Annotated in this window: 22 protein-coding genes, 1 tRNA gene and 1 pseudogene; 12 read left to right on the forward strand and 12 right to left on the reverse strand. The window is 68.6% G+C overall.

Going from position 1 to position 21,291, the window contains the following annotated elements; all coding sequences use genetic code 11:
* The first annotated feature begins 12 nt into the window (after positions 1 to 12).
* Positions 13 to 762: a YybH family protein gene (locus AC0662_RS21310; protein ID WP_478302647.1), complete on the forward strand. Its 750-nt coding sequence runs from the start codon at positions 13 to 15 to the stop codon at positions 760 to 762.
* Here the strand turns inward: AC0662_RS21310 and AC0662_RS21315 are convergent.
* Together AC0662_RS21315 and AC0662_RS21320 are read right to left on the reverse strand one after the other, a co-directional pair.
* Entirely contained in the window at positions 747 to 1,361 is a 615-nt protein-coding gene (locus tag AC0662_RS21315; RefSeq protein ID WP_478302649.1) for an alpha/beta fold hydrolase, read from the reverse strand. The two genes, AC0662_RS21310 and AC0662_RS21315, sit on opposite strands and share 16 nt — an antisense overlap.
* Positions 1,352 to 2,347, reverse strand: coding sequence for an acyltransferase domain-containing protein (locus tag AC0662_RS21320; protein ID WP_478302651.1), 996 nt, complete (start codon positions 2,345 to 2,347; stop codon positions 1,352 to 1,354). Before AC0662_RS21320 ends, AC0662_RS21315 begins: the two co-directional genes overlap by 10 nt.
* 118 nt (positions 2,348 to 2,465) lie before the next feature.
* On the opposite strand from AC0662_RS21320, the gene AC0662_RS21325 reads away from it, so the two are divergent.
* Positions 2,466 to 3,227, forward strand: coding sequence for a DinB family protein (locus AC0662_RS21325; RefSeq protein ID WP_478302653.1), 762 nt, complete (start codon positions 2,466 to 2,468; stop codon positions 3,225 to 3,227).
* 11 nt (positions 3,228 to 3,238) lie between these two features.
* On the opposite strand, the gene AC0662_RS21330 is transcribed toward AC0662_RS21325, so the two are convergent.
* The 4 genes from AC0662_RS21330 to AC0662_RS21345 form a co-directional block, all read right to left on the reverse strand.
* Entirely contained in the window at positions 3,239 to 3,580 is a 342-nt protein-coding gene (locus tag AC0662_RS21330) for a YciI family protein (RefSeq protein ID WP_478302655.1), read from the reverse strand.
* Between the two features lie 118 nt (positions 3,581 to 3,698).
* Positions 3,699 to 4,262, reverse strand: coding sequence for a dihydrofolate reductase family protein (locus AC0662_RS21335; RefSeq protein ID WP_478302657.1), 564 nt, complete (start codon positions 4,260 to 4,262; stop codon positions 3,699 to 3,701).
* Between the two features lie 156 nt (positions 4,263 to 4,418).
* Positions 4,419 to 4,793 (reverse strand): hypothetical protein, encoded by a 375-nt coding sequence (locus AC0662_RS21340; RefSeq protein WP_478302659.1) that lies wholly within the window; start codon positions 4,791 to 4,793, stop codon positions 4,419 to 4,421.
* A gap of 242 nt (positions 4,794 to 5,035) precedes the next feature.
* Positions 5,036 to 5,124 (reverse strand) — tRNA-Ser (locus AC0662_RS21345).
* Between the two features lie 266 nt (positions 5,125 to 5,390).
* On the opposite strand from AC0662_RS21345, the gene AC0662_RS21350 reads away from it, so the two are divergent.
* From AC0662_RS21350 to AC0662_RS21360, 3 genes are all read left to right on the forward strand, one after another.
* Positions 5,391 to 6,629, forward strand: a complete 1,239-nt coding sequence (locus AC0662_RS21350) for an MFS transporter (protein WP_478302661.1) — start codon at positions 5,391 to 5,393, stop codon at positions 6,627 to 6,629.
* 75 nt (positions 6,630 to 6,704) lie between these two features.
* Complete coding sequence (locus AC0662_RS21355; protein WP_452197404.1) at positions 6,705 to 7,922, forward strand: MFS transporter; 1,218 nt, start codon at positions 6,705 to 6,707, stop codon at positions 7,920 to 7,922.
* A gap of 248 nt (positions 7,923 to 8,170) precedes the next feature.
* On the forward strand, positions 8,171 to 8,770 hold the full coding sequence (locus tag AC0662_RS21360; protein ID WP_452197402.1) for a gamma carbonic anhydrase family protein: 600 nt from the start codon (positions 8,171 to 8,173) through the stop codon (positions 8,768 to 8,770).
* 40 nt (positions 8,771 to 8,810) lie between these two features.
* On the opposite strand, the gene AC0662_RS21365 is transcribed toward AC0662_RS21360, so the two are convergent.
* The 5 genes and pseudogenes from AC0662_RS21365 to AC0662_RS21385 all read right to left on the reverse strand — a co-directional run bounded on the left by AC0662_RS21365 (position 8,811) and on the right by AC0662_RS21385 (position 13,626).
* Complete coding sequence (locus AC0662_RS21365; RefSeq protein WP_478302663.1) at positions 8,811 to 9,704, reverse strand: sucrase ferredoxin; 894 nt, start codon at positions 9,702 to 9,704, stop codon at positions 8,811 to 8,813.
* A gap of 44 nt (positions 9,705 to 9,748) precedes the next feature.
* Positions 9,749 to 11,038 (reverse strand): cupin domain-containing protein, encoded by a 1,290-nt coding sequence (locus AC0662_RS21370; RefSeq protein WP_478302665.1) that lies wholly within the window; start codon positions 11,036 to 11,038, stop codon positions 9,749 to 9,751.
* Entirely contained in the window at positions 11,035 to 11,610 is a 576-nt protein-coding gene (locus AC0662_RS21375) for a hypothetical protein (RefSeq protein ID WP_478302667.1), read from the reverse strand. The genes AC0662_RS21370 and AC0662_RS21375 overlap by 4 nt, the downstream gene beginning before the upstream one ends.
* A gap of 140 nt (positions 11,611 to 11,750) precedes the next feature.
* A pseudogene (cobC, locus tag AC0662_RS21380) lies at positions 11,751 to 12,764 on the reverse strand (Rv2231c family pyridoxal phosphate-dependent protein CobC); the annotation flags it as partial.
* Between the two features lie 70 nt (positions 12,765 to 12,834).
* Complete coding sequence (locus AC0662_RS21385; RefSeq protein WP_452197393.1) at positions 12,835 to 13,626, reverse strand: carbon-nitrogen hydrolase family protein; 792 nt, start codon at positions 13,624 to 13,626, stop codon at positions 12,835 to 12,837.
* Between the two features lie 84 nt (positions 13,627 to 13,710).
* Between AC0662_RS21385 and mobA the strand changes: the two genes are divergently transcribed.
* The 3 genes from mobA to AC0662_RS21400 are packed head-to-tail and all read left to right on the forward strand — an operon-like array spanning position 13,711 to position 16,143.
* On the forward strand, positions 13,711 to 14,250 hold the full coding sequence (mobA, locus tag AC0662_RS21390) for a molybdenum cofactor guanylyltransferase (RefSeq protein ID WP_478302669.1): 540 nt from the start codon (positions 13,711 to 13,713) through the stop codon (positions 14,248 to 14,250).
* A gap of 38 nt (positions 14,251 to 14,288) precedes the next feature.
* The gene (locus AC0662_RS21395; RefSeq protein WP_478302671.1) at positions 14,289 to 15,149 is read left to right on the forward strand and encodes a phosphotransferase family protein; all 861 of its coding nucleotides are present in this window, start codon (positions 14,289 to 14,291) and stop codon (positions 15,147 to 15,149) included.
* 16 nt (positions 15,150 to 15,165) lie between these two features.
* Positions 15,166 to 16,143: an NAD(P)H-quinone oxidoreductase gene (locus tag AC0662_RS21400; protein ID WP_478302673.1), complete on the forward strand. Its 978-nt coding sequence runs from the start codon at positions 15,166 to 15,168 to the stop codon at positions 16,141 to 16,143.
* 114 nt (positions 16,144 to 16,257) lie between these two features.
* Here the strand turns inward: AC0662_RS21400 and AC0662_RS21405 are convergent, their stop codons facing one another.
* Entirely contained in the window at positions 16,258 to 16,677 is a 420-nt protein-coding gene (locus AC0662_RS21405; protein WP_452197384.1) for a VOC family protein, read from the reverse strand.
* Between the two features lie 72 nt (positions 16,678 to 16,749).
* Between AC0662_RS21405 and AC0662_RS21410 the strand changes: the two genes are divergently transcribed.
* Genes AC0662_RS21410 through AC0662_RS21425 form a run of 4 tightly spaced genes read left to right on the forward strand, consistent with a single transcriptional unit; the run spans position 16,750 to position 21,262 of the window.
* Positions 16,750 to 17,322, forward strand: a complete 573-nt coding sequence (locus AC0662_RS21410; RefSeq protein WP_478302675.1) for a TetR/AcrR family transcriptional regulator — start codon at positions 16,750 to 16,752, stop codon at positions 17,320 to 17,322.
* A 33-nt stretch (positions 17,323 to 17,355) separates the two neighbouring features.
* Positions 17,356 to 17,928 carry a helix-turn-helix transcriptional regulator gene (locus tag AC0662_RS21415; protein WP_452197380.1) on the forward strand — a complete coding sequence of 191 codons (573 nt, stop codon included), beginning with the start codon at positions 17,356 to 17,358 and terminating at the stop codon, positions 17,926 to 17,928.
* Complete coding sequence (locus AC0662_RS21420; protein ID WP_452197379.1) at positions 17,925 to 18,641, forward strand: ABC transporter ATP-binding protein; 717 nt, start codon at positions 17,925 to 17,927, stop codon at positions 18,639 to 18,641. Before AC0662_RS21415 ends, AC0662_RS21420 begins: the two co-directional genes overlap by 4 nt.
* A complete protein-coding gene (locus AC0662_RS21425; RefSeq protein ID WP_478302677.1) occupies positions 18,641 to 21,262 on the forward strand; it encodes an FtsX-like permease family protein in 2,622 nt (873 codons plus the stop codon). Before AC0662_RS21420 ends, AC0662_RS21425 begins: the two co-directional genes overlap by 1 nt.
* The last annotated feature ends 29 nt before the right edge of the window (positions 21,263 to 21,291 follow it).

Raw genomic sequence — 21,291 nt, forward strand, 5'->3', positions numbered from 1 at the left:
CCGAGGAGAGACATGACTGACGAGCAGGAGATCCGCACGCTGATCGAGAACTGGGTCACCGCGGTGCACGCGGGCGATCTGGACACTGTGATGGCCGACCACGCCCCGGATCTGGTGATGTTCGACGTGCCCCCGCCGTACGACGGTGTTCGCGGGCTGGACGCGTACCGCGCGACGTGGCCCGGGTTCTTCGAGTGGCAGCGGTCCGGTGCGTCGTTCGAGCTGGTGTCGCTGGACGTGACCGCTGGCTCGGACGTGGCTTTCGCCTTCGCATTGCTGCGCTGCGGCACCCCGGACGACAATCCTGACCAGCGCCTGCGTCTCACGATCGGGCTCCGCAAGATCGACGACCGCTGGACCGTCACGCACGAGCATCACTCGTTCCCGCACGAGGACGCCGACGCGACGGACCTCGGCGCTGTTCTCGACAAGTGGGGCGAGGACACCGCCGCCGGCGATCTGGACGCGTTGATGGAGCCGATCGCCGAGGACGTCGTCTCGTACGAGATCGACGGCAACTACAGCGGCAAGCCGGCCGTCCGCGAGGTCTGCGCGGCCGGCCTGAAGTCCAGCCTTGACCCGATCACGTTCACCATCCCGAACCCCATCATCGAGTCCGCCGGCAACCTCGCCGTCGCCTGGTCCATCGACCACATCACCGCCAACGGCACCGAGACCACGTCCCGAGCCACCCGTGTGTTCCGCAGGACCGCAACCGGCTGGCAGATGATCCACCAGCACCTGTCCTACCCGGCGTCGTAGTCACCGGCCAGTCGTTGGACGGCGTCGGTCACTGTGTCCGCGTGGCGCAGCGGATCGGCGCCGGGTGTCCAGATGAACTCGCAGCCGGGGATGCGCGCCGCGGCGGCACCGGCCGTGGCTGCGTGGACCGGGCTGTCCTCGTCACCGACCATCACGACGGACGGCACCCGGAGCTCGTGCAGCTGGTCGTACACGTCGTCATCGAACCCGTCCGGTCCCGTGCTTTCGGGGCGCGGGAAGCCGGGCACGTCCGGGTACAACAGCACCAGTCCGTGGACCTGCTCGGGGTGCACCAGCGCGAAACTGAGCGCCGTACCAGCGCCGGTTGAGCAGCCGACCAGCAGCACCCGCTCGAGGTTCAGTTGGCTCAGGACGGTCTCCAGGTCACCGAGCGGCGAGAAGTCACCGGTTGGGCGCGACGAGCGCCCGGACCCGCGGGCGTCGTACCGGAGCATGCGTCGACCGCTCAGCCCCGGCAGCACTGGGTCCCACACCTGTGAGTCCCCGGTCTCCGGGTGCAGCAGGACGATCGGTACGCCGGCTCCGGCCAGATGGTCGGCCCAGACCTCGTCCGGACCGACTGGGATCCTCAGCTCCATGTCTTCAGGGTGCCTGTGCGGTGGTGCCAGTGGCGACCGGCGCGCAGGTGCTCGACGAACGCACGCTGCAGAGTGGTCTCCTGAGGGACCGCAGAAAGGTCCTCCTCGGTCAGCGGATGGTCTGGTACGGCGATCTGCAGCCCGAGCCGCATCAGATCGCGATCACCCTCACTGGGATCGTCCGGTGGGAGGTACGGCAGCAGGTCGAAGCGACTCTGGAAACGCATGATGTTGGACTCCGGACGCAGGTACTCGGCCAACTGCGGGTCCAGCAGCCATGAGTGACACACGAACGCACTCACCGGCTCCTCGGGGTACCAGCGCTTGAACGACTCCACGGCTGTCGCAATGGACTCTTCAGACGCCTGCGCGTCGAGCCGGCCGGTCGGTGGGATGTGCAGAGACAGGACGTGGCCGGAGACCTCGTCGCCCATGCCGAGCTGGGTACGAGTGAACGCGTGGCGACCGAACTCGTAGTCGGCGCCACGGAACCGCAACGGCGGCGTCCACATCGACATCAGTCCAACTCCGGGACGGCCGCAGAGGTGCCGGTGCGTTCCCATCAGCCCTCCGAGCGCGGAGACGCTCGTTCTGGTCACCGACTCCGGCACACCGCGCCTTGCGTGCAGCTCGCGCAGCCGCGGCAGGCTGGCCAGCAATGCCCACGCCGCCGCGAACAACCCCACCGCGGACGCATCCCGCGGTACGGCGGGCCAGCCGCGGAATCCGGTGGGCGGAATGGGCAGGTCGACGTCGCGTTCGATCTCTCCGGCCAGCGCGGCGGTGATCGCCCACCAGTCCGGTTCGCGCTCCGGGTCCGGCCGCGCGGCGAGCATCTCCTTGCGGTCGGCCGGATCGACTCCGCAGTACTCCATCAGGTCCGCGGCGTTCTCCGGTAGCCGCAGGCCGCCGTACCGCAGTCCCTCGAACCGTGTCCGGTCCCGCTCCGAGTAGCCGAGCCGTGCTGCCGCATCCAGGACATCCATATCCAGTTCCTTTCGCCGGTCCTTCGACCCCATCACGGGCCGGGTGCCGCGCGCACGACTTTTGTGTCCGAGGTCACGGCTAGGCTCGCCGCGACATCGAGAAACCACGGGAGTTGGCATGGCGAAGTTCGGTCGGACCGACGATTTGCAGGGCGCGGAGTTCGTTGACGCGAACCTGAAGGGGGCTCGGTTCAACGAGGTGAACCTGCGCGGCGCCCGGATCACCGAGGCCGACCTGTCCGGCGTGGTGATGCGCGGCATCGACATCCAAGGTGCGGACATCGACTCGCCGTGGCTGACCGAGAAGGACGGCAGCCTGATCGTGAACGGCGTCGATGTGGCGCCGCTCGTCGAGGCCGAGCTCAACCGGCGGTTCCCGGGCCGGGCGGAGCGGCTGGCGCAGGATCCGGCGGGGCTCCGGGCGGCGTACGCGAAGGTGGAGGACGCGTGGGCGGCCGCCCAGGCACGCGCCGCCGCGATGCCGGAGGGCACTGTCGATGTGTCGGTGGGCGGCGAGTGGTCGTTCGCGCAGACGCAGCGGCACCTCGTCCACGCCACCGACCTCTGGTTCGGCCGCTCCGTCCTGGAGCTCGACGAGCCGCTGCACCCGATCGGCCTGAAGTACGGCGACGCCGACGCCTCGACAACCCCGACGTACGCGGAGGTCCTCGAGGTCCGCGCCGGCCGCCTGACGATGGTCCGCGACTACCTCGCCAAGGTCACTCCGGCCGACCTCGAAGAGACCCGCAAGAACCCGCACTCACCCGAGCACGCCGAGACGGTCGGCTCCTGCCTGCGCGTCATCCTCGGCGAGGAATGGGAACACCTCCGCTTCGCCACCCGAGACCTCGACACCATCGAGTCGGGCGAAACCACCTGACCGTTGGCTGGTCAGGACTCCGGGTCGTCCATGAACTTGCGGACGTCCTGTGGGCAGCGGCAGGCGGCCGCCACCTTCGCTGCCCACTCGTGAGCCGCCTCCCGGGTGGGTACGTTGACGACAAAGATGCCGCCCAACTGCTCCTTGCTCTCCGCGAACGGCCCTTCGGTGACCGCCCCGTTGGTGTCCGCCGTGGCGGCCTCGGCGCCGTAGTTCAGCCCACCGGCGAACCGGAACACACCGGCGTCCTTCGCCTCCTGGATCACCGCCTGCCCGGCCTTGGCCACCGCGGGCAGCTCTTCCACGGGGACGTCCATCGCCCCGTTCGCGAACGAGATCAGGTAATGCGCCATCTCAGCACTCCTTGTCCGACGGCCGCTCCCCGACCGCCTCCACCCGTCCCACGAACGCTACCCGCCAGATCCGACACCCGGGACAAACAATTCTCGTGGCTTGTGCTGGGAATCGCGCTCAACGCTTCGTCTCGTACCTGGTCACGACCACGCCGCCGGGCAGCGTCCGCGTCTCCACCAGGTTCAGGTTCACCCAGCTGTCCAGCGCGGTGAAGAACGGTCTGCCGCCGCCCACCAGCACCGGATGAGTGACGATCTCGTACTCGTCGACCAGCCCAGCCCGCATGGCCGCAGCCGCGAGTGTGGCGCCACCGACCCGCATCGGCTTGCCGTCGCCGGTCTTGAGCCGGGTGATCTCCGCGACCGCGTCGCCGGTGACCAGGCGGGCGTTCCAGTCGACCTTGTCGATCGTCGACGAGAACACCACCTTCGGCGTGTCCCGCCAGTTCCGCGCGAACTCGATCTGCGCCGGGGTGGCGTCGGGCAGCTGGTCGGCGGTCGGCCAGTGCGAACTCATACCCTCCCACAGCCTGCGCCCGTACAAGAACAGCCCGATCGCCAGCTCCTGCTCAAGCCACCACTGAAACCATTCGTCACTCGGAGTACTCCACCCGATGTCGTCCCCGGGCGCGGCAACGTAGCCGTCCAGTGTCAAGTTCATCCCATAGATCAGCTTCCGCATACCGCCACACCTCTCTGTCGGTCCGGGGACCTCTCGCTAGCCGCCCGTCACCCCTACAACGAACGCCCCACCCCAGATCCGACAGCCCACCGCCAGAAATTTCTCAAGACTCCGATGCGGTCACCATTGCACGTATTGCTTCGGGTGTCGCGTTGCTCAGGCGTAGACGGTCTTCGTCGACGAGCAGCTCTTGTAACCGGTGCGGGTGTTCGTGTTGCACACGTAGAAGTCGATCCGGGATCCGGTCGGCATGAAGGGCCCACGGACCGCTGCGCCTCCGTGGCAGCTGCCGTCCGAGAGCGTGCCCCGGACGCCAGAGATCTTGAAGTGCAGCACCGCCCCTCGCCCGTCACAGCTCTTGTCCCTGGCGATCAAGGTGACGGTCCCGCTTGCCGCGACGGACACCTGTCCCAACGCCCCGCCGTCCGGCGAGTACACCGACGTCGTGGCGGCCTGCGCTGGAGTTGCCACCAACAACCCGCTCAGCATCGCTGCGGCTCCTACCAGTGTCCCCAGTGCACGTGCCTTCATCAGTCCTCCGAGAGAGATGTCTCGAGCTGGCATGCGCCTGCCCGCTAGCTGTCGCGACAGTACGAGTCGTCGCCGACGTGTCTCTGCCCGTACCGCACCCGTACTTTGCGGGGAACCGTTGCACGCATTCTGCAAGGTCAGCCGAAAGAGACCGCCCAGGACAGTACGCCGCCGGACAAACCGGTCGTCGGGGCACAGGTGTGCGTTTCCGCAGGTCAGACGTAATTTCGGGGGAGTTTGAGCGGAGGGTGTGGGATTCGAACCCACGATGACGGTCACCCGCCATACCGGTTTTCAAGACCAGCGCACTCGGCCGCTATGCGAACCCTCCTGGCGTTGCCGCCGAGCGTTGAGGATAGCGCAGGGGCGGCGGGAGGAATCGGAGTGCGGGGGCGGGGAGTGGCCGGTAGGGTCGCCGGAGCGGCGGATGGACCGCCGGAGGGTACGGACGGAGGTGGGAGCAATGTCTCGGTCCTTCGAGGTCATGGCACACACCGTCCGGTCGGCACGCTGACGCGCTGAGAAGCACTGACCGGATGCACGAGCCGGCGTACGCCGGTGTCCTGTCGTTCCGTCATGCCCTCAGGAGTCACCTCCATGCGTTCTCTCGACGCACTCGCGTTCCCGGCCGAGCTCGGGTCCGATTTTCGGAAGATCTGGCCGGCCTCGATCATCTCCAACCTCGGCGACGGCGCCCTACTGGCCGCGGGTCCCCTGCTCGTCGCCTCGATCACCACCGAACCGGCCGCGGTGGGAGCGGCCGCCTTCGTCCAGCAGTTGCCGTGGTTGCTGTTCGCGCTGTTCAGCGGCGTCCTGGTCGACCGGCTCGACCGCCGTCTGATGATCGTTGCCGCCGACACCTTTCGCGCGATCGTCCTGGCCGGCCTCGGTGTCGCCGTACTGCTCGGCACCACACCGCTCTGGGCCGTCTACCTCGCACTGTTCCTCCTCGGTACGGCGGAAACTCTTGCGGACAACGCGTCTGGCGCACTGCTCGTCAGTGCGGTGCCGAAAGACCACCTCGGCAAAGCGAACGCTCGGCTGTTCGCCAGCGGCACAGTGCTCCAGCAACTCGGCGGTCCGCCGCTTGGCGCATTGCTGTTCGCAGCAGGAGCAGGTATCCCGCTGGTCTTCGACGCGGTCACTTTTGCCGCCGCTGCGGTACTCATCGCGCGGGTCGCCGTACGTCCACCGCTGCCTGACCACGCCGCTCGTGCAGCGCTCTTGCACGAGGTGCGGGAGGGAGTCCGATGGCTGTGGCAGCACCCCGGTGTCCGGACGCTCGCATTGTCCATCCTGGTCATGAACATCACGTTCTGTGCCGCTTTCGCCACCTGGGTGTTGTTTGCCCGCGAGCGGCTCGGTCTGACCGAGACACAGTTCGGACTGCTCGTTTCAGTCGGCGCCGTGGGCGGTGTGCTCGGTATGCCGGCGTACCACTTCCTGGAGCCGCGGGTTGGCTCGGTGACTATGCTGCGTGCCGGACTGGTCATCGAGACCACGATTCACCTCGTCCTGGCGCTCACCCGGAACCCGTGGGTCGCCGGCGCGACGATGGCGGTTTTCGGCGTCCACGCGGTGGTTTGGGGCATCGTCTCGACTACAACGCGTCAACTGGTCACTCCTGACAACCTGATGGGCAGAGTGAACAGCGTGTACCTGCTGGCTTCCGTAGGCGGCGCAGCGGTCGGCTCCGCGCTGGGCGGCGTACTGGCGCAGCGCTACGGACTGGCCGCCCCGTTCGCGATTGCCTTTGTGGCGATGGTGGTGATGACAGTGGCAGCCTGGCGTCCCCTCCAGAACGTGGCGGTACGACGGGTGTCCGCAACAGACTGAAATCGGTTGGAGCGCGCTGGCGAACGCTTGCTAGTGTTCGCCAGCCGCCGAGACGACCGATAGGAGCGCTTCGCCATGCCTGCAGCCGCGTCACTCGGCCTCCCGAACGTACGGGGCCGCGTACCGCTCCTGGCCGGTCTGGCGATCGACTCGTTCGGTGGCGGCTGCGCCGGTCCGCTCCTGCTGCTGTTCTTCAACAAGGTCGCCGGTATCGAGCTCGGGACGGCCGGACTGATCCTGACTGTCGCCACGCTGTTCTCCATCGCCGCCCCAGCCGCGGTGGGCGTGGTGATCGACCGGATCGGGCCGCGGAACATCGTGGTGGGCGCACAGTTCGCCCAGGGGCTGGCGTTCACCGGCTTCTTCTTCGGCCGGTCGGTCTGGTTGCTGTTCCTGTGCTCACTGGTGATGGCGACCGGACAGCGAGTGTTCTGGTCGGCGATCTTCAGTCTGCTCGCGGACGTCGCCGACGAGGGCGACCGAGACAAGTGGTTCGGCCTGGGCGGGATGATGCAGGCCGGCGGTGTCGCACTGGGCGCGCTGGCGGCCGGCTGGCTGCTGGCGATCGGTGGCGACGCACCGTTCCTGGTCGGAATGGCTGTGAACGCAGTGACGTTCTACGCCGCCGGTCTGCTGCTCCTGCGACTGCATCCGTCGCACCACGAGCGGTCCAAACAGGACACCGGGCCGGCGCCGCTGTTGCGTAAGGACAAGACGTTCCTGGTGCTGATCGGCGCCAACACGTTGCTGGCGCTCTGCACGATGATGCTCGGCGTCGGCGTACCGGTGTACGTCACCGAGGCGCTCTCTGTACCGAAGTGGCTAGTCGGTGTGCTGATCGCGGCGACGGCGCTGGTGCTGGCGACCGGTCAGACGCTGGTCGTTCGGCACACCGAGCGCAGGCGCCGTACGAACGTCATGGTGGTCGCTGGGATCGCCTATGCGGTGTGGGCGGTGCTGATGGCGCTGCAGGTACATATCCCGGCGGGTCTGGTCGTGGCGGTGCTGGTGCTCGCGACGGCCTGTTATGCGTTTGCCGACGTACTGCACGCGGCGACGAACAACGCGCTCTCGGCGGCCGTGGCGCCGACCGTTGGACGCGGGAAGTACTTGTCGTACTGGCAGTACTCGTTCACGTTCGCGAGCGTGCTGGCGCCGGCGTTCTTCACGCAGCTCTTCGAGGTCCATCACGAGCTGCCGTGGCTGGCGCTCGCGGTGGTCGCGCTGGTGGCCAGCGCGACGATCTACGTCCTCGCGCGGGTCGCGCCACGGCTCAGCGCCGAGCGGATCTGACCGCTCACCACCCCTCGGTACCTGACCTGTCAGGATGCGTTGCACTCGATCGAACATCTGTTCTAATGTTGGCTCAGTTCGCGGTTCTCCACCCCGGATTGTCCGCCGGACCGAGCCTCCCACCTCGACGTGGACGGCCCGGAGGACACCGCCGCCCGGGTTGTGAGGACCCGGGCCGTGGAGAGTCCGCACAGATCGGGTACGCCATCGAGAATGGAGGTGATCAGGCTAGGAGAGGACACCGACACATGCTGATGGAACACCGCGGCCGTCGACCGGTCGTGCCCGAATCCGCGTACGTCGCCCCATCGGCCGTGCTCTGCGGCGCCGTCACACTCGGCGAAGGCAGCAGAGTTCTGCACGGTGCGGTGCTGACCGCGGAGAACGGCGACATCCGGCTCGGCGAGAACAGTGTGGTGATGGAGAACGCCCTGGTGCGAGGCCGGGCCGACCATCCAGCGCTGATCGGCGACGCGGTCCTGGTAGGTCCCCATGCACATGTCAACGGCGCCACGGTCGAGGACGAAGTCTTCATCGCCACGGGCGCCGCGTTGTTCCCCGGTTCCGTCGCCTGCGCGGGCGCGGAGCTCCGGATCAACAGCGTGCTGCACGTGAACTCGCGACTGGAAGCAGGCGCGGTCCTCCCGATCGGATGGATCGCGGCCGGTGATCCGGCGCAGCTCTTCTCCCCTGACCGGCACGAAGAGCTGTGGCAGGTCCAACGCGAGCTGGACTTCCCGGGAACGGTGTACGGCGTGCCCCGCGGCACGTCCATGCGCGAAATCATGGCGCGCCAGTCGGCGTACTACGGCGCGCACGGAACGGATCGGCCCGTGGACCCGTCCTGACCCCTCAGGTGGGCGGTCAGGTGAATGGTGAGGCGGGCGGTCAGATCGTGGTCAGGCTGTGGAGTTCGAACCGGCGGACCTGCGTGGGAGAGGAACCCGCACAGGTCAGGCGGGCGTCGACCGTGTCGACATGGGCCGACACCTCGACTGCGACCAGTCCGTTGGTGGATGCGAGGAGGATTCGCCAGCGGTGCTCAGCGAGGACTTCGACTGTTTGCGGAAGGAGGTTGTCGACGCGGGCCGAGTGACGGGCAGCGCGAGCGAAGTGCTGAGCCGCCTGCACGGGCGGGATGAGCGCACCTGATCCACGGAGGAGATCGGGTACGACGGCACGCTCGTCGTACTGCTTCGCGAGTTCGACGGCGCGGGCCGGTGGGACGTGTCCGTAGAACAACCCGTGGGGCAGGACGACCACGTTCGCCGCGAAGCGGTCGCCGCCGATGTGGCTGCACTCCCAGGTTCGTTCCGGGTACGCGGCGGTGAGGGCCGCCGCGACGGGGCGTCCGCGGACCGCGCAGCACGCGTCGTGACGTCCGTGCGTGCAGACGAGATACACCGGCTCATCACTGACCACGCCGGCGTCATTGCCGGCCAGGACCTCGAGGAGATGCTCATCGGTCGGTAGGTCACCCCAGCGTGCGAGCTCACGCCCCGGCCGGCAGTCCACCAAGGCCCAGCGGCGAGTCCTGGTCCGATCCACTCGTCCAGAGCGACGCACCAACACCGGGCGGATCCCCAGCTCGCGGCACCTGCGCGTCACGACGTCCCCGACAGATTGGAGAGAGGTGAGTGCCTGACGAGGCCATGCCACGTGCGACTCGATGAGCAGCCAGCGCTCGGCGGGCGGAGCGGTGGCGATCAGTGAGTCGTGACGGAGGTCGGCCTGCGCTGCGCAGCCGGTCTCCGGTCGATACCTGACGTCACCTGGGTCCACACCGCCTCACGATACTGTTGCGCACTTCAACTATCCGGACGCTCTCACTGTGCGGTTGCGACGACCACGGCTTCGGTGAGCAGACGGCGTACCAGGACCAGTTGGTCGGCGTCGTCCAGGCCTGAGAGGTTGCCGACCTTGCAGTCGGCGCCGGAGGCGAGTTCGGCGACTGCGGCTGCCGTGACGGGCGGGAACGTGATGGTCCGGTCCGGGAGTTGCAGGACGACCGGGTCGCCTGGAACGACTCGACAGCGCAGACCGGCGCGCAGCCGGACCGTCGTACCGACCGCCAGCGAAGCGATCGACGCAGCGTGAGCCAGCGGAGGGAGCGGAGCTGGGCGGTTGCTGGACCAGGTACGGCGGCGGAGGCGAGCAGCCAGCTCTTCCGGCGTCGCCGACTGCAGCTCCTGTGTGAAGAGCTGGACCACCTCGGGCAGCAGCTCGGCCAGTTGTTCCGGGTCGCCGAGGACGAAACCGAGCGGCAGAGCAGTGCGCAGCGACGCTTGGTCTGCAGCCAGCGCGGCCAGCTCCTGGACTAGGAGATAGCGTGTGAGAGTGTGCAGTCCGATCGTCAGGTGTGCGCTGACGCCGCCCAGCGCCTTCGCGGAGTGCAGGAACCCGCGCGGCACATACAGCGCGTCGCCCGGCCTCAGCACCTCGTCGATCACCGGCGCCTGGTCCCGTGCCGCCGCCGCGACGGCCTGGGAGTGATCTGTCCACGGCTGATTGCGCAGCGGATCGAGATGCACCGGCTCATGCACAGTCCAATGCTTCTCGCCCGCTACCTGCAGCACAAACACATCGTGTACGTCGTAATGCGCCGAGAAGCCCTGTGACTCGGCGGGCGTGATGTACGCGTTGATCTGCACCGGGTGACCCGCGTCAGCCGCCAGCTGGGTGGAGAAGTCAACGAGCGCAGGCCACGTGCGATGCAGTGCCTGCAGTACGACGGTGTGTCCGCTCGCGAACAACGCGGCGACCTTGTCGTCGCGCACCTGGTCCGCGACCTCCGCACCGGCACCAGCTGGACCGGTGAACTGACTGTCGCCGACGACCGAACCGTTCTTGGCGATCCGCAGGAACGGTGTGCGCAGTCCACGGCGAGACAGCAGTTCGTCCACAGCCGCGAGGCTGAACAGGTCGTCGTACGGTGCGGGCAGGTCGGGGGCGTGGGACAGCATCGCCCGCGAACCCCAATGGAAGTTGGCGAACTCGTCCAGGTCTCCCGCTACACAGCGCCGGAGTGCCGGGCGTTCGTTCCGCAGCGACTCGCGGCCGTCAGCCGGCGGTTGCGAGTTCTGGGGAAAGGGCCCGGCCTCCGGCACGGCACTCACCAGCTTCCGGAGTTCCCGCCGGCGCCACGGTCCGCGCCACCATCGGCACCACTGTCCGAGCCGCCCGAGTTCCCGCCGCCAGACCCACCAGACCCACCATCATCGCCGAAGCCGCCACCGGAGTCACCGCCGGAGCCACCCGAGTAGTTGCCGCCGGACCCGCCGTCAGCACCACCGTCGGCGCCGCCGTCCTGCGACCCCTGCGACGCGCCACCGTCAGCCGGGCCCTCGCCGCCACCGCCGTCCCCGCCACCGCCATAACCGCCGCCGTTGCCACCACCACCGTTGCCACCGTCGCCGCCGCCATAACCGCCATCCCCGCCACCGTTGCCGCCGCCGTAGCCGCCACCGCCTGCACCACCGTCAGCGCCGCCGTCCTGCGAGCCCTGCGACGCACCACCGTCAGCCGGACCTTCGCCGCCACCCGCGCCGCCGCCGGAACCACCCTCAGAAGAAGAGCCGTACCCGCCGCCGGACGAACCCTCGTTGCCTTCGCTCGAGTAGCCGCCTCCGCCCGAGTTCCCGAAGCCGCCTTCGGACGAGGTGTTCATGTCGTCGTCGCTGAGACCCATGACGCTGCTCCTTTACGAATGGCCAGAAAGTTGCCCGGGACAAATGCAGACGGGCACCTGGTCATCTTGTGCGCAAAGTCGTCCTCAGCTAAACCCCTCGCGCGTTACAGCGCCAACTCGATTGAGCGGCAGAACTCCACTCAGCGCAGGACGTCGGACAGCACCTTCACGAACCCGTCCGTGACCTCTTCGGGCCGCACGGCGATCCGCAACCAGTCCGGCCCGAGCCCCGGGAACGTGTCCCCACGCCGAACCGCAAATCCCTGTACACGCAGGGATTCCCGAACTTCCACGGCACCCGGGACATGCACAAGTACGAACGGTGCACGCGCCACGCCGTACGTCGAAAGTCCACCCGCCGTACTCAGCCTGTCAAGCAAATGGTCACGTTGCCGGTCGATGTCCAACGCCACCTGAGCCGCCTCCGTCACGGCGCGCTCGTTGCTGCAGGCAATTGCTGCCGCGAGCGCAGGAGTGGACACCGGCCAGTGCGGTTGAACCGCGGCGAGCTGTTCGATCAAGCTCGCACCCGCGAGCACATAGCCGACGCGAAGTCCCGCGAGTCCCCAGGTCTTGGTCAGGCTGCGAACCACCACGAGCCCCGGGATCGAAGCCCCGGCGAGCGATTCGGGCTCCCCCGGTACGGCGTCCATGAACGCCTCGTCGACGACCAGGATCCGGTCCGGCCGCGCGAGTTCCCGCAGGTCGTCGGCCCGGTGCAGGACCGACGTCGGGTTGGTCGGGTTGCCGATGACAACAAGATCCGCATCAGCCGGTACGGCGGAAGGGTCCAGCGTGAACCCGTCCTCGGGGCGCAGGATGACCCGGTCGACCAAGTGCCCGGCCGACCGCAGCGCGGCCTCGGGTTCGGTGAACTGTGGATGAACCACCACCGGATGCCGCGGCCGGAACGCCCGCGCGATCAGCACGAACGCCTCCGCCGCACCCGCGGTGAGCAGCACCCGGTCCGGCGCGACACCGTGCCGCCCAGCGACAGCCGCGACCGCCGCGTCCTGCCGTGGGTACGCCGCCAAGTCGGTCAGGCTCGCGGTGATCGCGTCGACCAGCCAGGCCGGCGGCGTCCCCGCGCGCACGTTGACAGCGAGGTCGACCAGTCCAGCGCCGACCTCGAGATCGCCGTGATGCTCCAGATCAAACCCATCCACCACGCCCAGGAGGCTAACGGGTCCGCGAGATTTTGGGACCACTCGGTCCGCGCACTGGTCACCGTGGAGTGACGGAGTACCTGCGGTTCTGCAGTGACGGGTTGCGCTTGCGTACGTCGGCCAGGCGCTCGGCGGTGACCTCAGCGAACGCATGTCCGTCCGACTCGCCTACGGACGCCAGCGCGACGCCCTGTGGGTCCACGACCTGGCTGAGACCGCAGTACTTCTTCCCGTTCTGGGCGGCCGCCGCGACGTAGCAGGTGTTCTCGACGGCGCGGGCGGTGAGCAGCGTGGTCCAGTGGTGCTCCTTGAGCGGTCCACGGACCCAGGCGGCCGGGACGACGAGCACTTCGGCACCGGCGTCGACGAGCGCGCGGGACAGCTCCGGGAAGCGCAGGTCGTAGCAGGTCATCAGACCGAGTGAGTGGCCACCGACCTGCACTACTACCGGCGCTACGTCTCCCGGCGTCAGCTGGTCGGACTCCTTGTAACCGAAGGCGTCGTACAGGTGGATCTTCCGGTACGCCCCGAGCAGGGCGCCGTCCGCGCCGACGGCCAGCAGCGTGTTGTACGGACGATGCTGGTCACAGCTGCGTTCGAACATGCCGGCGACGATCGCCACCCCGTGCTCGACCGCGGCCTTCCGCAGCGTCTCGACGAACTCACCGTCCAGCGGCTCGGCGGCCTCGGCCACCGAGTCTCCTTCGACCGCGAAGTCCGACATCATCGCTTCCGGCAGGACGACCAGCTCCGGCCGCCCCTGGGCCGCGTCCGCGACCAGGCGGCTGACCAGGTCCCGGTTCGCGCCCTTGTCGTAACTACTGGCGGTCTGCACCACGGCGATCCTCATCTCTCCATGGTGCCCCACCTCTTGAACCCCACGCGGCGCACGCAGCCTGAGAACTGAGAGGACGATTGCTGGCAGACTGCGAGCGTGGACTTCGACGCGGTGGTGCTGGCGGGCGGTGGGTCCACTCGGTTCGGTGGTGTGGACAAGGCGATGCTCGTGCTGGACGGCGTCTCGTTGCTGGACCGGGTGCTGACCGCGACAGCCGCCGCGGCGTCGACAGTGGTGGTCGGACCGGTGCGTACGACGTACCGCTCGGTGGACTGGACCGTTGAGGATCCGCCCTCCGGTGGTCCGGTAGCGGGGCTGGCGGCTGGGTTGGCGCGGGGCACGGCTCCGGTGGTTGTCGTGGTGAGCTGTGATCTGCCGTGGATCACTGGTGACGATGTGACGGCGCTGGTGGAGGGTCTCGGGGAGCACGACGGTTTCGGTCTGCGCGACACGGGCGGGCAGGAGCAGCAGCTCGCCACGGCCTACCGCCGCACCGCCCTGGCGCAAGCGATCCGGCAGGTGGGCGACCCCCGGGACAAGTCGGTACGCCGGACGCTCGCCGGGCTGGATCTCGCCTGGACCCCACCAACCAGAGCCGGCGACGACGTCGACACCTGGTCCGACCTCGACAACTGAAGACGAAAACCGCTGGACGCCGCTCATAGGTTCGACCCATGGATGTCGCCCAACTGGTGTCCGACGTCGCCGGACTCGAGGTCGTCGAGGTGCTGGAACGCACCGGCGGCCAGCTCAGCACCGTGTACGAGGTCCGCACCTCCGGCGACGCACTCATCGTCAAGGTCTACGCACCCGAGTGGCGCTGGAAACAGGCCAAGGAAGTGCACGTCTACCGAATGCTCGAACCCGAGCTCGGCGACTCGATCCCCCGGGTCGTGCACGTCGGCGACGGTGTCACGATCCTCACCAAGCTCGACGGTGCGCCGCTGTCCGAGGTCGAACCGCCCGACTGGCGAGCGATGTACACCCAACTCGGCGAGCTCCTGCAGCGCGTCCACCGCATCGCGCAACCGACGTACGGCTATCTGACGGATCAGATCCTCGACCCGCTGCCGGACAACGACCAGTACATGCGGCGTCAGTTCGCCAAGAAGCTCGCGGAGTTCGAGCAGCTCGGTGGTGACGCGAAGCTGCACGCCAAGCTCACCACGCACGTCCGCGACCACGCGCACCTGTTCGCGGACAACACCACGGCCGTGCTGTGTCACAACGACTTCCACGAGGGCAACATCCTCGTCGACACCGGCACCTGGCGCGTCACCGGTTTCATCGACGTGGAGAACGCGATCGCCGCCGACCCGCTGATCGATCTCGCCAAGACCATCCAGTACTCGGCCCACGACGACGCCGGCAAACTCGCGGGCCTCACCGACGGGTACGGCGCCGTACCGGCGGACCGGATGGACATCTACCGGCTCTCCCACTCGCTCGAACTATGGGACTGGTTCCAGTCGATAGGCGAGACCACTTACCTCGACTCGATCGCGCAGGACATGGTCCGGCTCGTCGAGAGCTGAGGGTAGGTTGGGCAGCATGCGAGCTGTCGTGTGTGATGGAGCCGGCGGAATCGACGTTCTCGGGATCGGCGAGATCCCGGACCCGCAACCAGCCGTCGACGAGGTCGTGATCGACGTCGTTGCCGCGGGCGTGAATCGGGCCGACCTGATGCAACGCCAGGGCTTCTATCCACCGCCGCCGGGTGCGCCCGGCACGATCGGGCTCGAGGTGTCCGGCCGGATCGCGGCGGTCGGCGCCGAGGTCGAGGGTTGGTCGGTCGGTGACGAGTGCTGCGCGCTGCTCGCCGGTGGTGGGTACGCCGAGAAGGTCGTCGTACCGGCACCGCAGGTGATGCCCGTCCCGGACGGTGTCGACCTGGTCAGCGCGGCCGCGCTGCCCGAGGTGGTGGCGACCGTTTGGTCGAACGTGTTCATGGCCGCGCACCTCAAGGACGGCGAGACCTTGCTCGTGCACGGCGGCTCGTCGGGGATCGGCACGATGGCGATCCAGCTCGGTGTCGCCCACGGCGCGCGGGTGCTGACGACGGTCGGCAGCGCCGAGAAGATGGAGTTCTGCACCCGGCTCGGCGCGGACGTCGCGATCAACTACAAGGAAGCCGAGTGGCCGTCGGTGGTCAACGAGGCCACCCATGGCGCGGGCGCCGACGTGATTCTCGACATCATCGGCGCGAAGTACCTGACCGACAACGTGAAGTCGCTCGCGTTCGACGGGCGGCTCGTGGTGATCGGGATGCAGGGCGGCGCGAAGGGCGAGCTCGATCTCGGCCGGTTGCTGAGCCGGCGCGGCTCGGTGATCGCCACCGGCCTGCGGTACCGCTCGGTCGAGGACAAGGGCCGGATCCTGGCCGAGGTCGTCGGCCACGTCTGGCCGCTGATCGCGGAGAAGAAGGTCCGCCCGGTCGTGCACGCCACGTTCCCGCTGGCCGACGTGGCCATGGCGCACGAGGCGGTCGAGCAGTCCACCCACCTCGGCAAAGTCCTGCTCACGACCTGAGGCGGACCCCCAACACTCACCAACCCGCCGCACGGGCCGCGGCTCGCGCTCAGCCGACCCGCGGACGCACCGCTCAGGCGGACTTGGTGAGTGCTGGAGATCCGCACCCACGACTCATGGCGCCGTGGGCAGGTTCGCCGCGACCCATTCCGGGTCGGGTTCGACGAGCTGGATCACGTCGATCCAGGTGCCGGCCGGGTCGCGGACGAAGAAGTGCCGCTGGCCGAACACCTCGGTCACCGGTTCGTTCTCCAGTTGCACGCCACCCTCGCGCAGAGCGGTGGCGACCTTGTCGACGTCCTCGACGATGAAGCCGAAGACGTTCGAGCTCTCGGTCAGCGCCGACACGGCCGCCGGAACGGTCGGATGGCCGCGCTCGCAGACCGCGAGCTCCCAGTCCGCCGTGCCGCGGCGCAGCGTGATGAACCAGCCGAGATCGATCCCGACCTGCAGGTCGAGGTATTGCGTGTAGAACGCGGCGACGTCCGATGGCCGGTCGGTGACCACGGTCGCGCCGAATACTGCGGGTTGCATACGCTCTCCTGACTACTACAACTGTCGTTGTTGTGTACGACATTTGTAGTGGAAGCCTGCTATCCTGTCAACATGCCCCGGAATCCGGAACGCCGTACCCAGCTGGCCGACGCCGGTCTCACCGTGCTCGCGGAGGCCGGCGCCCGCGGCCTCACCCACCGCGCGGTCGACGCCGCCGCCGGACTCCCGGCCGGTACGGCGTCCAACTACTTCAAGACCCGCGACGCCCTGCTCGGCGCCCTCGGCGAGCGGATCTTCGAGCGTCTCGCCCCGGACGAGGCGGTTCTCGAGCCACTCGTCGCGCGCGAACCCGGTGTCGACCTGATGACCGACTACGTGCGCTACATCGTCGAACGCCTCCTCGGCCGCCCCGAACTCTCGCTCGCCCTGTTCGAGCTCCGCCTCGAAGCGGCCCGGCGCCCGGGCCTGCACGAGATCCTGTCGCGCACCCTCCGGCAGGGCTTCGACGCCGACATCGCGTACAACGCGCACGCCGGCCTGCCCGGCGGCGCCGAGGAGATCCGGCTGCTGCACTTCGCGATCGACGGCCTCGTCCTCGACCAGCTCACCCCCGGCACCGGACGCCCGTACGACGTCGACGCGGCGACCGCCCGTCTGGTCCGCCGGCTCACCCGTGAGGATTGACGCTGGCATACTGGGTATGCATACTCAGTATTCATGTCGATCAAGCATGGTTTGCTGGCGCTGCTCCAAGACGAACCGAAGTACGGCTACCAGCTCCGCGGTGAGTTCGAAGCCGCCACCGGGGCCACCTGGCCGCTGAACATCGGGCAGGTCTACACGACGCTGACGCGCCTCGAGCGCGACGGACTGGTCCGGGCCGCGTCCACCGAGGGCGACGGCCGGTCGATGTACGAGATCACCGACGCCGGGCGGACCGAGCTCGCGAAGTGGTTCGAGACCCCGGTGACCCGCGAGTCGCGGCCGCGGGACGAGCTCGCGATCAAGCTCGCGCTGGCGCTCGCCGTCCCCGGCGTGGATGTCAGCGCGGTGGTTCAGCGGCAGCGGATGTCGACCATGCAGTCGCTGCAGGAACTGACCCGGCTGAAGCGCAACAGCACCGACGGCGAGATCTCCTGGCAGCTGGTCATCGAGTCGATGATCTTCGGCGCCGAGGCCGAGATCCGCTGGCTCGACCACTGCGAGTCGATGCTGTTACGCCACCGCGGCAAGCCCCGGGCGGTGCCGCAGAAGTACGACGTACCGGATGAGCAGGAGGCGCGGTCGTGATCCTGGACATCCGCAAGCTGACCCGGACGCACGGTCAGGGCGAACAGGCCGTACAGGCGCTGCGCGGCGTGGACCTGGCGGTCGCCCCCGGTGAACTGGTCGCGGTGATGGGCCCATCCGGATCGGGCAAGTCGACGTTGCTCACCTGCGCCGGCGGTCTCGACCGGCCGACCAGCGGCGAAGTACTTGTCGATGGCAACGACCTGACGACGCTCAGCCGGAACGCGGTCGCCGCACTCCGGCGCCGCCGGATCGGCTACGTCTTCCAGGACTTCAACCTGATCCCCGCCCTGACCGCGGCCGAGAACGTCGCGCTCCCACTCGAGCTGGACGGCACCCGCAGCCGCGCGGCGCGCAAGTCCGCCGTCGCCGCTTTGCAGGAGGTCGGGATCGACGACCTCGCCGACCGGTTCCCCGACGACATGTCCGGTGGCCAACGGCAACGAGTCGCGATCGCGCGCGCAATCGTCGGTGAACGCCGCCTGCTGCTCGCCGACGAGCCGACCGGCGCGCTGGACTCCGACACCGGCGAGGCCGTACTCCGACTGCTCCGGGACCGCTGCGATCAGCATGGCATCGGCGGCGTCCTCGTCACCCATGACGCACGGCATGCCGCATGGGCGGACCGCGTCGTCTACCTGCGTGACGGCGTCCTGGTCGGCCAGTCCGGACCGTTGTCCGAGGCCGATGCGCTGCTCCAGGAGAGCCGCTGATGGGCCAGTGGGGTCCGCCGCTGCGTATCGCCCGCCGTACGACGCGGAGGTCGCTCGGCCGGACGCTGTTGGTGGCGGCGCTGATCGGCCTGCCGGTGCTGGCGGCGACCTGGATGGGCATCATCCTCAAGACCCAGAGTCCTGAGGGCGAAACGCTCGCCAACAACACCATCGGCCGCGCGGACGCGCAGCTGGACGTCACGAAGTACGGCAAGCTCCAGATGCCGCAGGGCGGTCAGATCACGTACGGCGAACCGTCGCCGGCCGACGGGGAGGACAAGGCCGTCCGGACGCCGGCCACGTTCGATCCACGACCGCTGCTCCCGCCGGGCGCCAAGCTCGCTCGTCAGTTCGCCGAGTCGGGTCCGATCGAGGTCCGCGGTCAGGACGGAAAGACGTCGGTCACCCTGGTCACCGGCGACGGCTCGAACCCGTTGACGGAAGGCACCGTCAAGCTCGACAAGGGCCGTCTCCCGGCAACGGCGAACGAGGTCGCGATCTCACCATCGCTCGCCGACAAGGTCGGACTGAGCGGGCCGAACGGCACGCTGGTGAGCGACAGCGGGAAGAGCTACACCGTCGTCGGCATCGCCCGGATGCTCACCACGCAGAGCACGCGGACCGTCTTCGCCACACCGGACACGACGCTGCACGAAACCGATCCGGCAAGCACGGTCCAGTACCTCGTCGACCTGCCGGACTCGGTCGACGCGGACCAGCTCGGCGCGCAGCTGATCGACCAGGGTCTCTATCTCTTGCCCCGCGCAACCATCGTCGACCCGCCGCCGGACCCGTTGACCCAGCCCAGCGCAGTCGGGGCGTACGCCGCGATGGCCCTGGTGATCGGCTTCGGCGTCCTCGAGATCGTCCTGCTCGCCGGTACGGCGTTCGCGGTCGGCGCCCGGCGTCAGACCCGGGAGCTCGGCCTGGTGATGGCCGCCGGCGGTACGCCGCGCGACGTACGGCGGATCGTCACGATGCAAGGCCTGTTCGCCGGACTGGTCGGAGTGGCCGGCGGTCTGCTCGTCGCGAGTATCGCGGTGTTCAGCGCGAAGCCGTTGTGGGAGCGGATGACGGACACGATCTTCACCGCGTGGCAGGTCCCGTGGGGGACAGTCATCGGGATCGCGGTTCTCGGGCTCGGCGCCGGGCTCGCCGCCGCCGTCGTACCGGCGATCAGCGCGGGACGGCAGGCGCCGCTGGCCGCGCTCGCGGGCCGGTTCACGGTGACCGCGAAGGCAGCGCGGATCCGAATCGCCACCGTCGTACTGCTGATCGCCGGACTGTTCTGCGTCTTCCTCGGCAGCACGCTGATCGGCGTCGCGCTGAAGGACGCTCGGCAGTCGAGCCAATTGGGTGAGCAGGCCAGCGTGACGCCGACCGGTGCGATCGCGCTGGTGCTGCTCGGGATCACGGCGACGATCGCCGCGCTCGTCTGGATGCTCCCGAGTCTCGTGGCCAAGACCGCCGGCTTGGCCCGGGTGCTGCCGTTGAGCGGCCGGATGGCGATGCGTGACGCCGCAAGGCACCGGCACCGCACGGGACCCGCGACCGCGGCGATCATGATGGCCGTGGCCGGTACCGCCGCGGTCTCGTTCGCCGCAGCCAACTCGATCGCGGCCGACGCTGCGGAGTACACCGCGGCCGGTCGGCACGGTGACGCCGTACTGCACTTCGGCCAGGACGTCGCGGGCGCGGTCTCGTACACGCCGGAGGTGGTGTCGCAGCTGACTGGCCTGCTGCCGGTCCGGCACCGGTACGAGCTCGGCGACGTACTGCTGCCGAACGCCAAGCCCAACCAGTACGGCTACACGCCGGTACTGTCGGTCGCCTCGCCGGAGAACTCCGAAGGCATGAACGGATTCATCCTGCAGGCGGTCGATCCGGCGTTCGTCGCCCGTTTCGGCGAGTACGGCGAGAAGGCGGCGGCCGCGCTCCGGACCGGGCAGGTGGTGCTCCCGGACGTCGCCCTCACGCCCGGGCAAAAAGTTGCCATGCACAACGATGACAGCCAGGACTACCTGCGGAACCTGGACGCGGTCTCGCTGGGCCAACCGCCGAAGGTCCAGTTCCTTCGGGAGACGGCGTTGATCAGCCAGGACGCGGCCCGCAAACTGGGCACGATCCGGGTCGCCGAGGTGCACTTCGAGCTGACCAGGGACCCCTCGAAGGACGAGCTCGCCGCGGTCGCCCGCATGCTCGGCTCCGACGAGCAACTGCGCGTGGAGAAGGGCTACCAGAGTCCGGCGCGGCTGTTCCTGATCGGGATCCTCGCGGCCGCGACGGTCGTCACGCTGCTCGGGGTGGCGATCTCGGTGTCACTGTCGGCGGCCGAGGGACGGGCCGATCTCGCGACGCTCGCCGCGATCGGTGCGCCACCGCGGCGCCGGAGGTCGCTGGCCGCCGCGCAGGCGTGGGTGCTCGGTCAGCTGGGCTGCGTGCTGGGCGTGGGGGTCGGCGCGCTGTACGGCTACACGGCCCACGCCGCCTTCGGGTCGCCGCACTTCACGGTCCCTTGGGCGGAGATCGGCGGCATCGCGATCGTCGTACCGCTGTTCGCCGGTCTGCTCGCCTGGTTGCTCACCCGCTCACGCCTGCCGATGGTCAGCCGTATCGACTAAGGCCAGCTCCGGATAGGCAACGGGGTACG

It is taken from the genome of Kribbella sp. NPDC043289, from assembly GCF_056436705.1.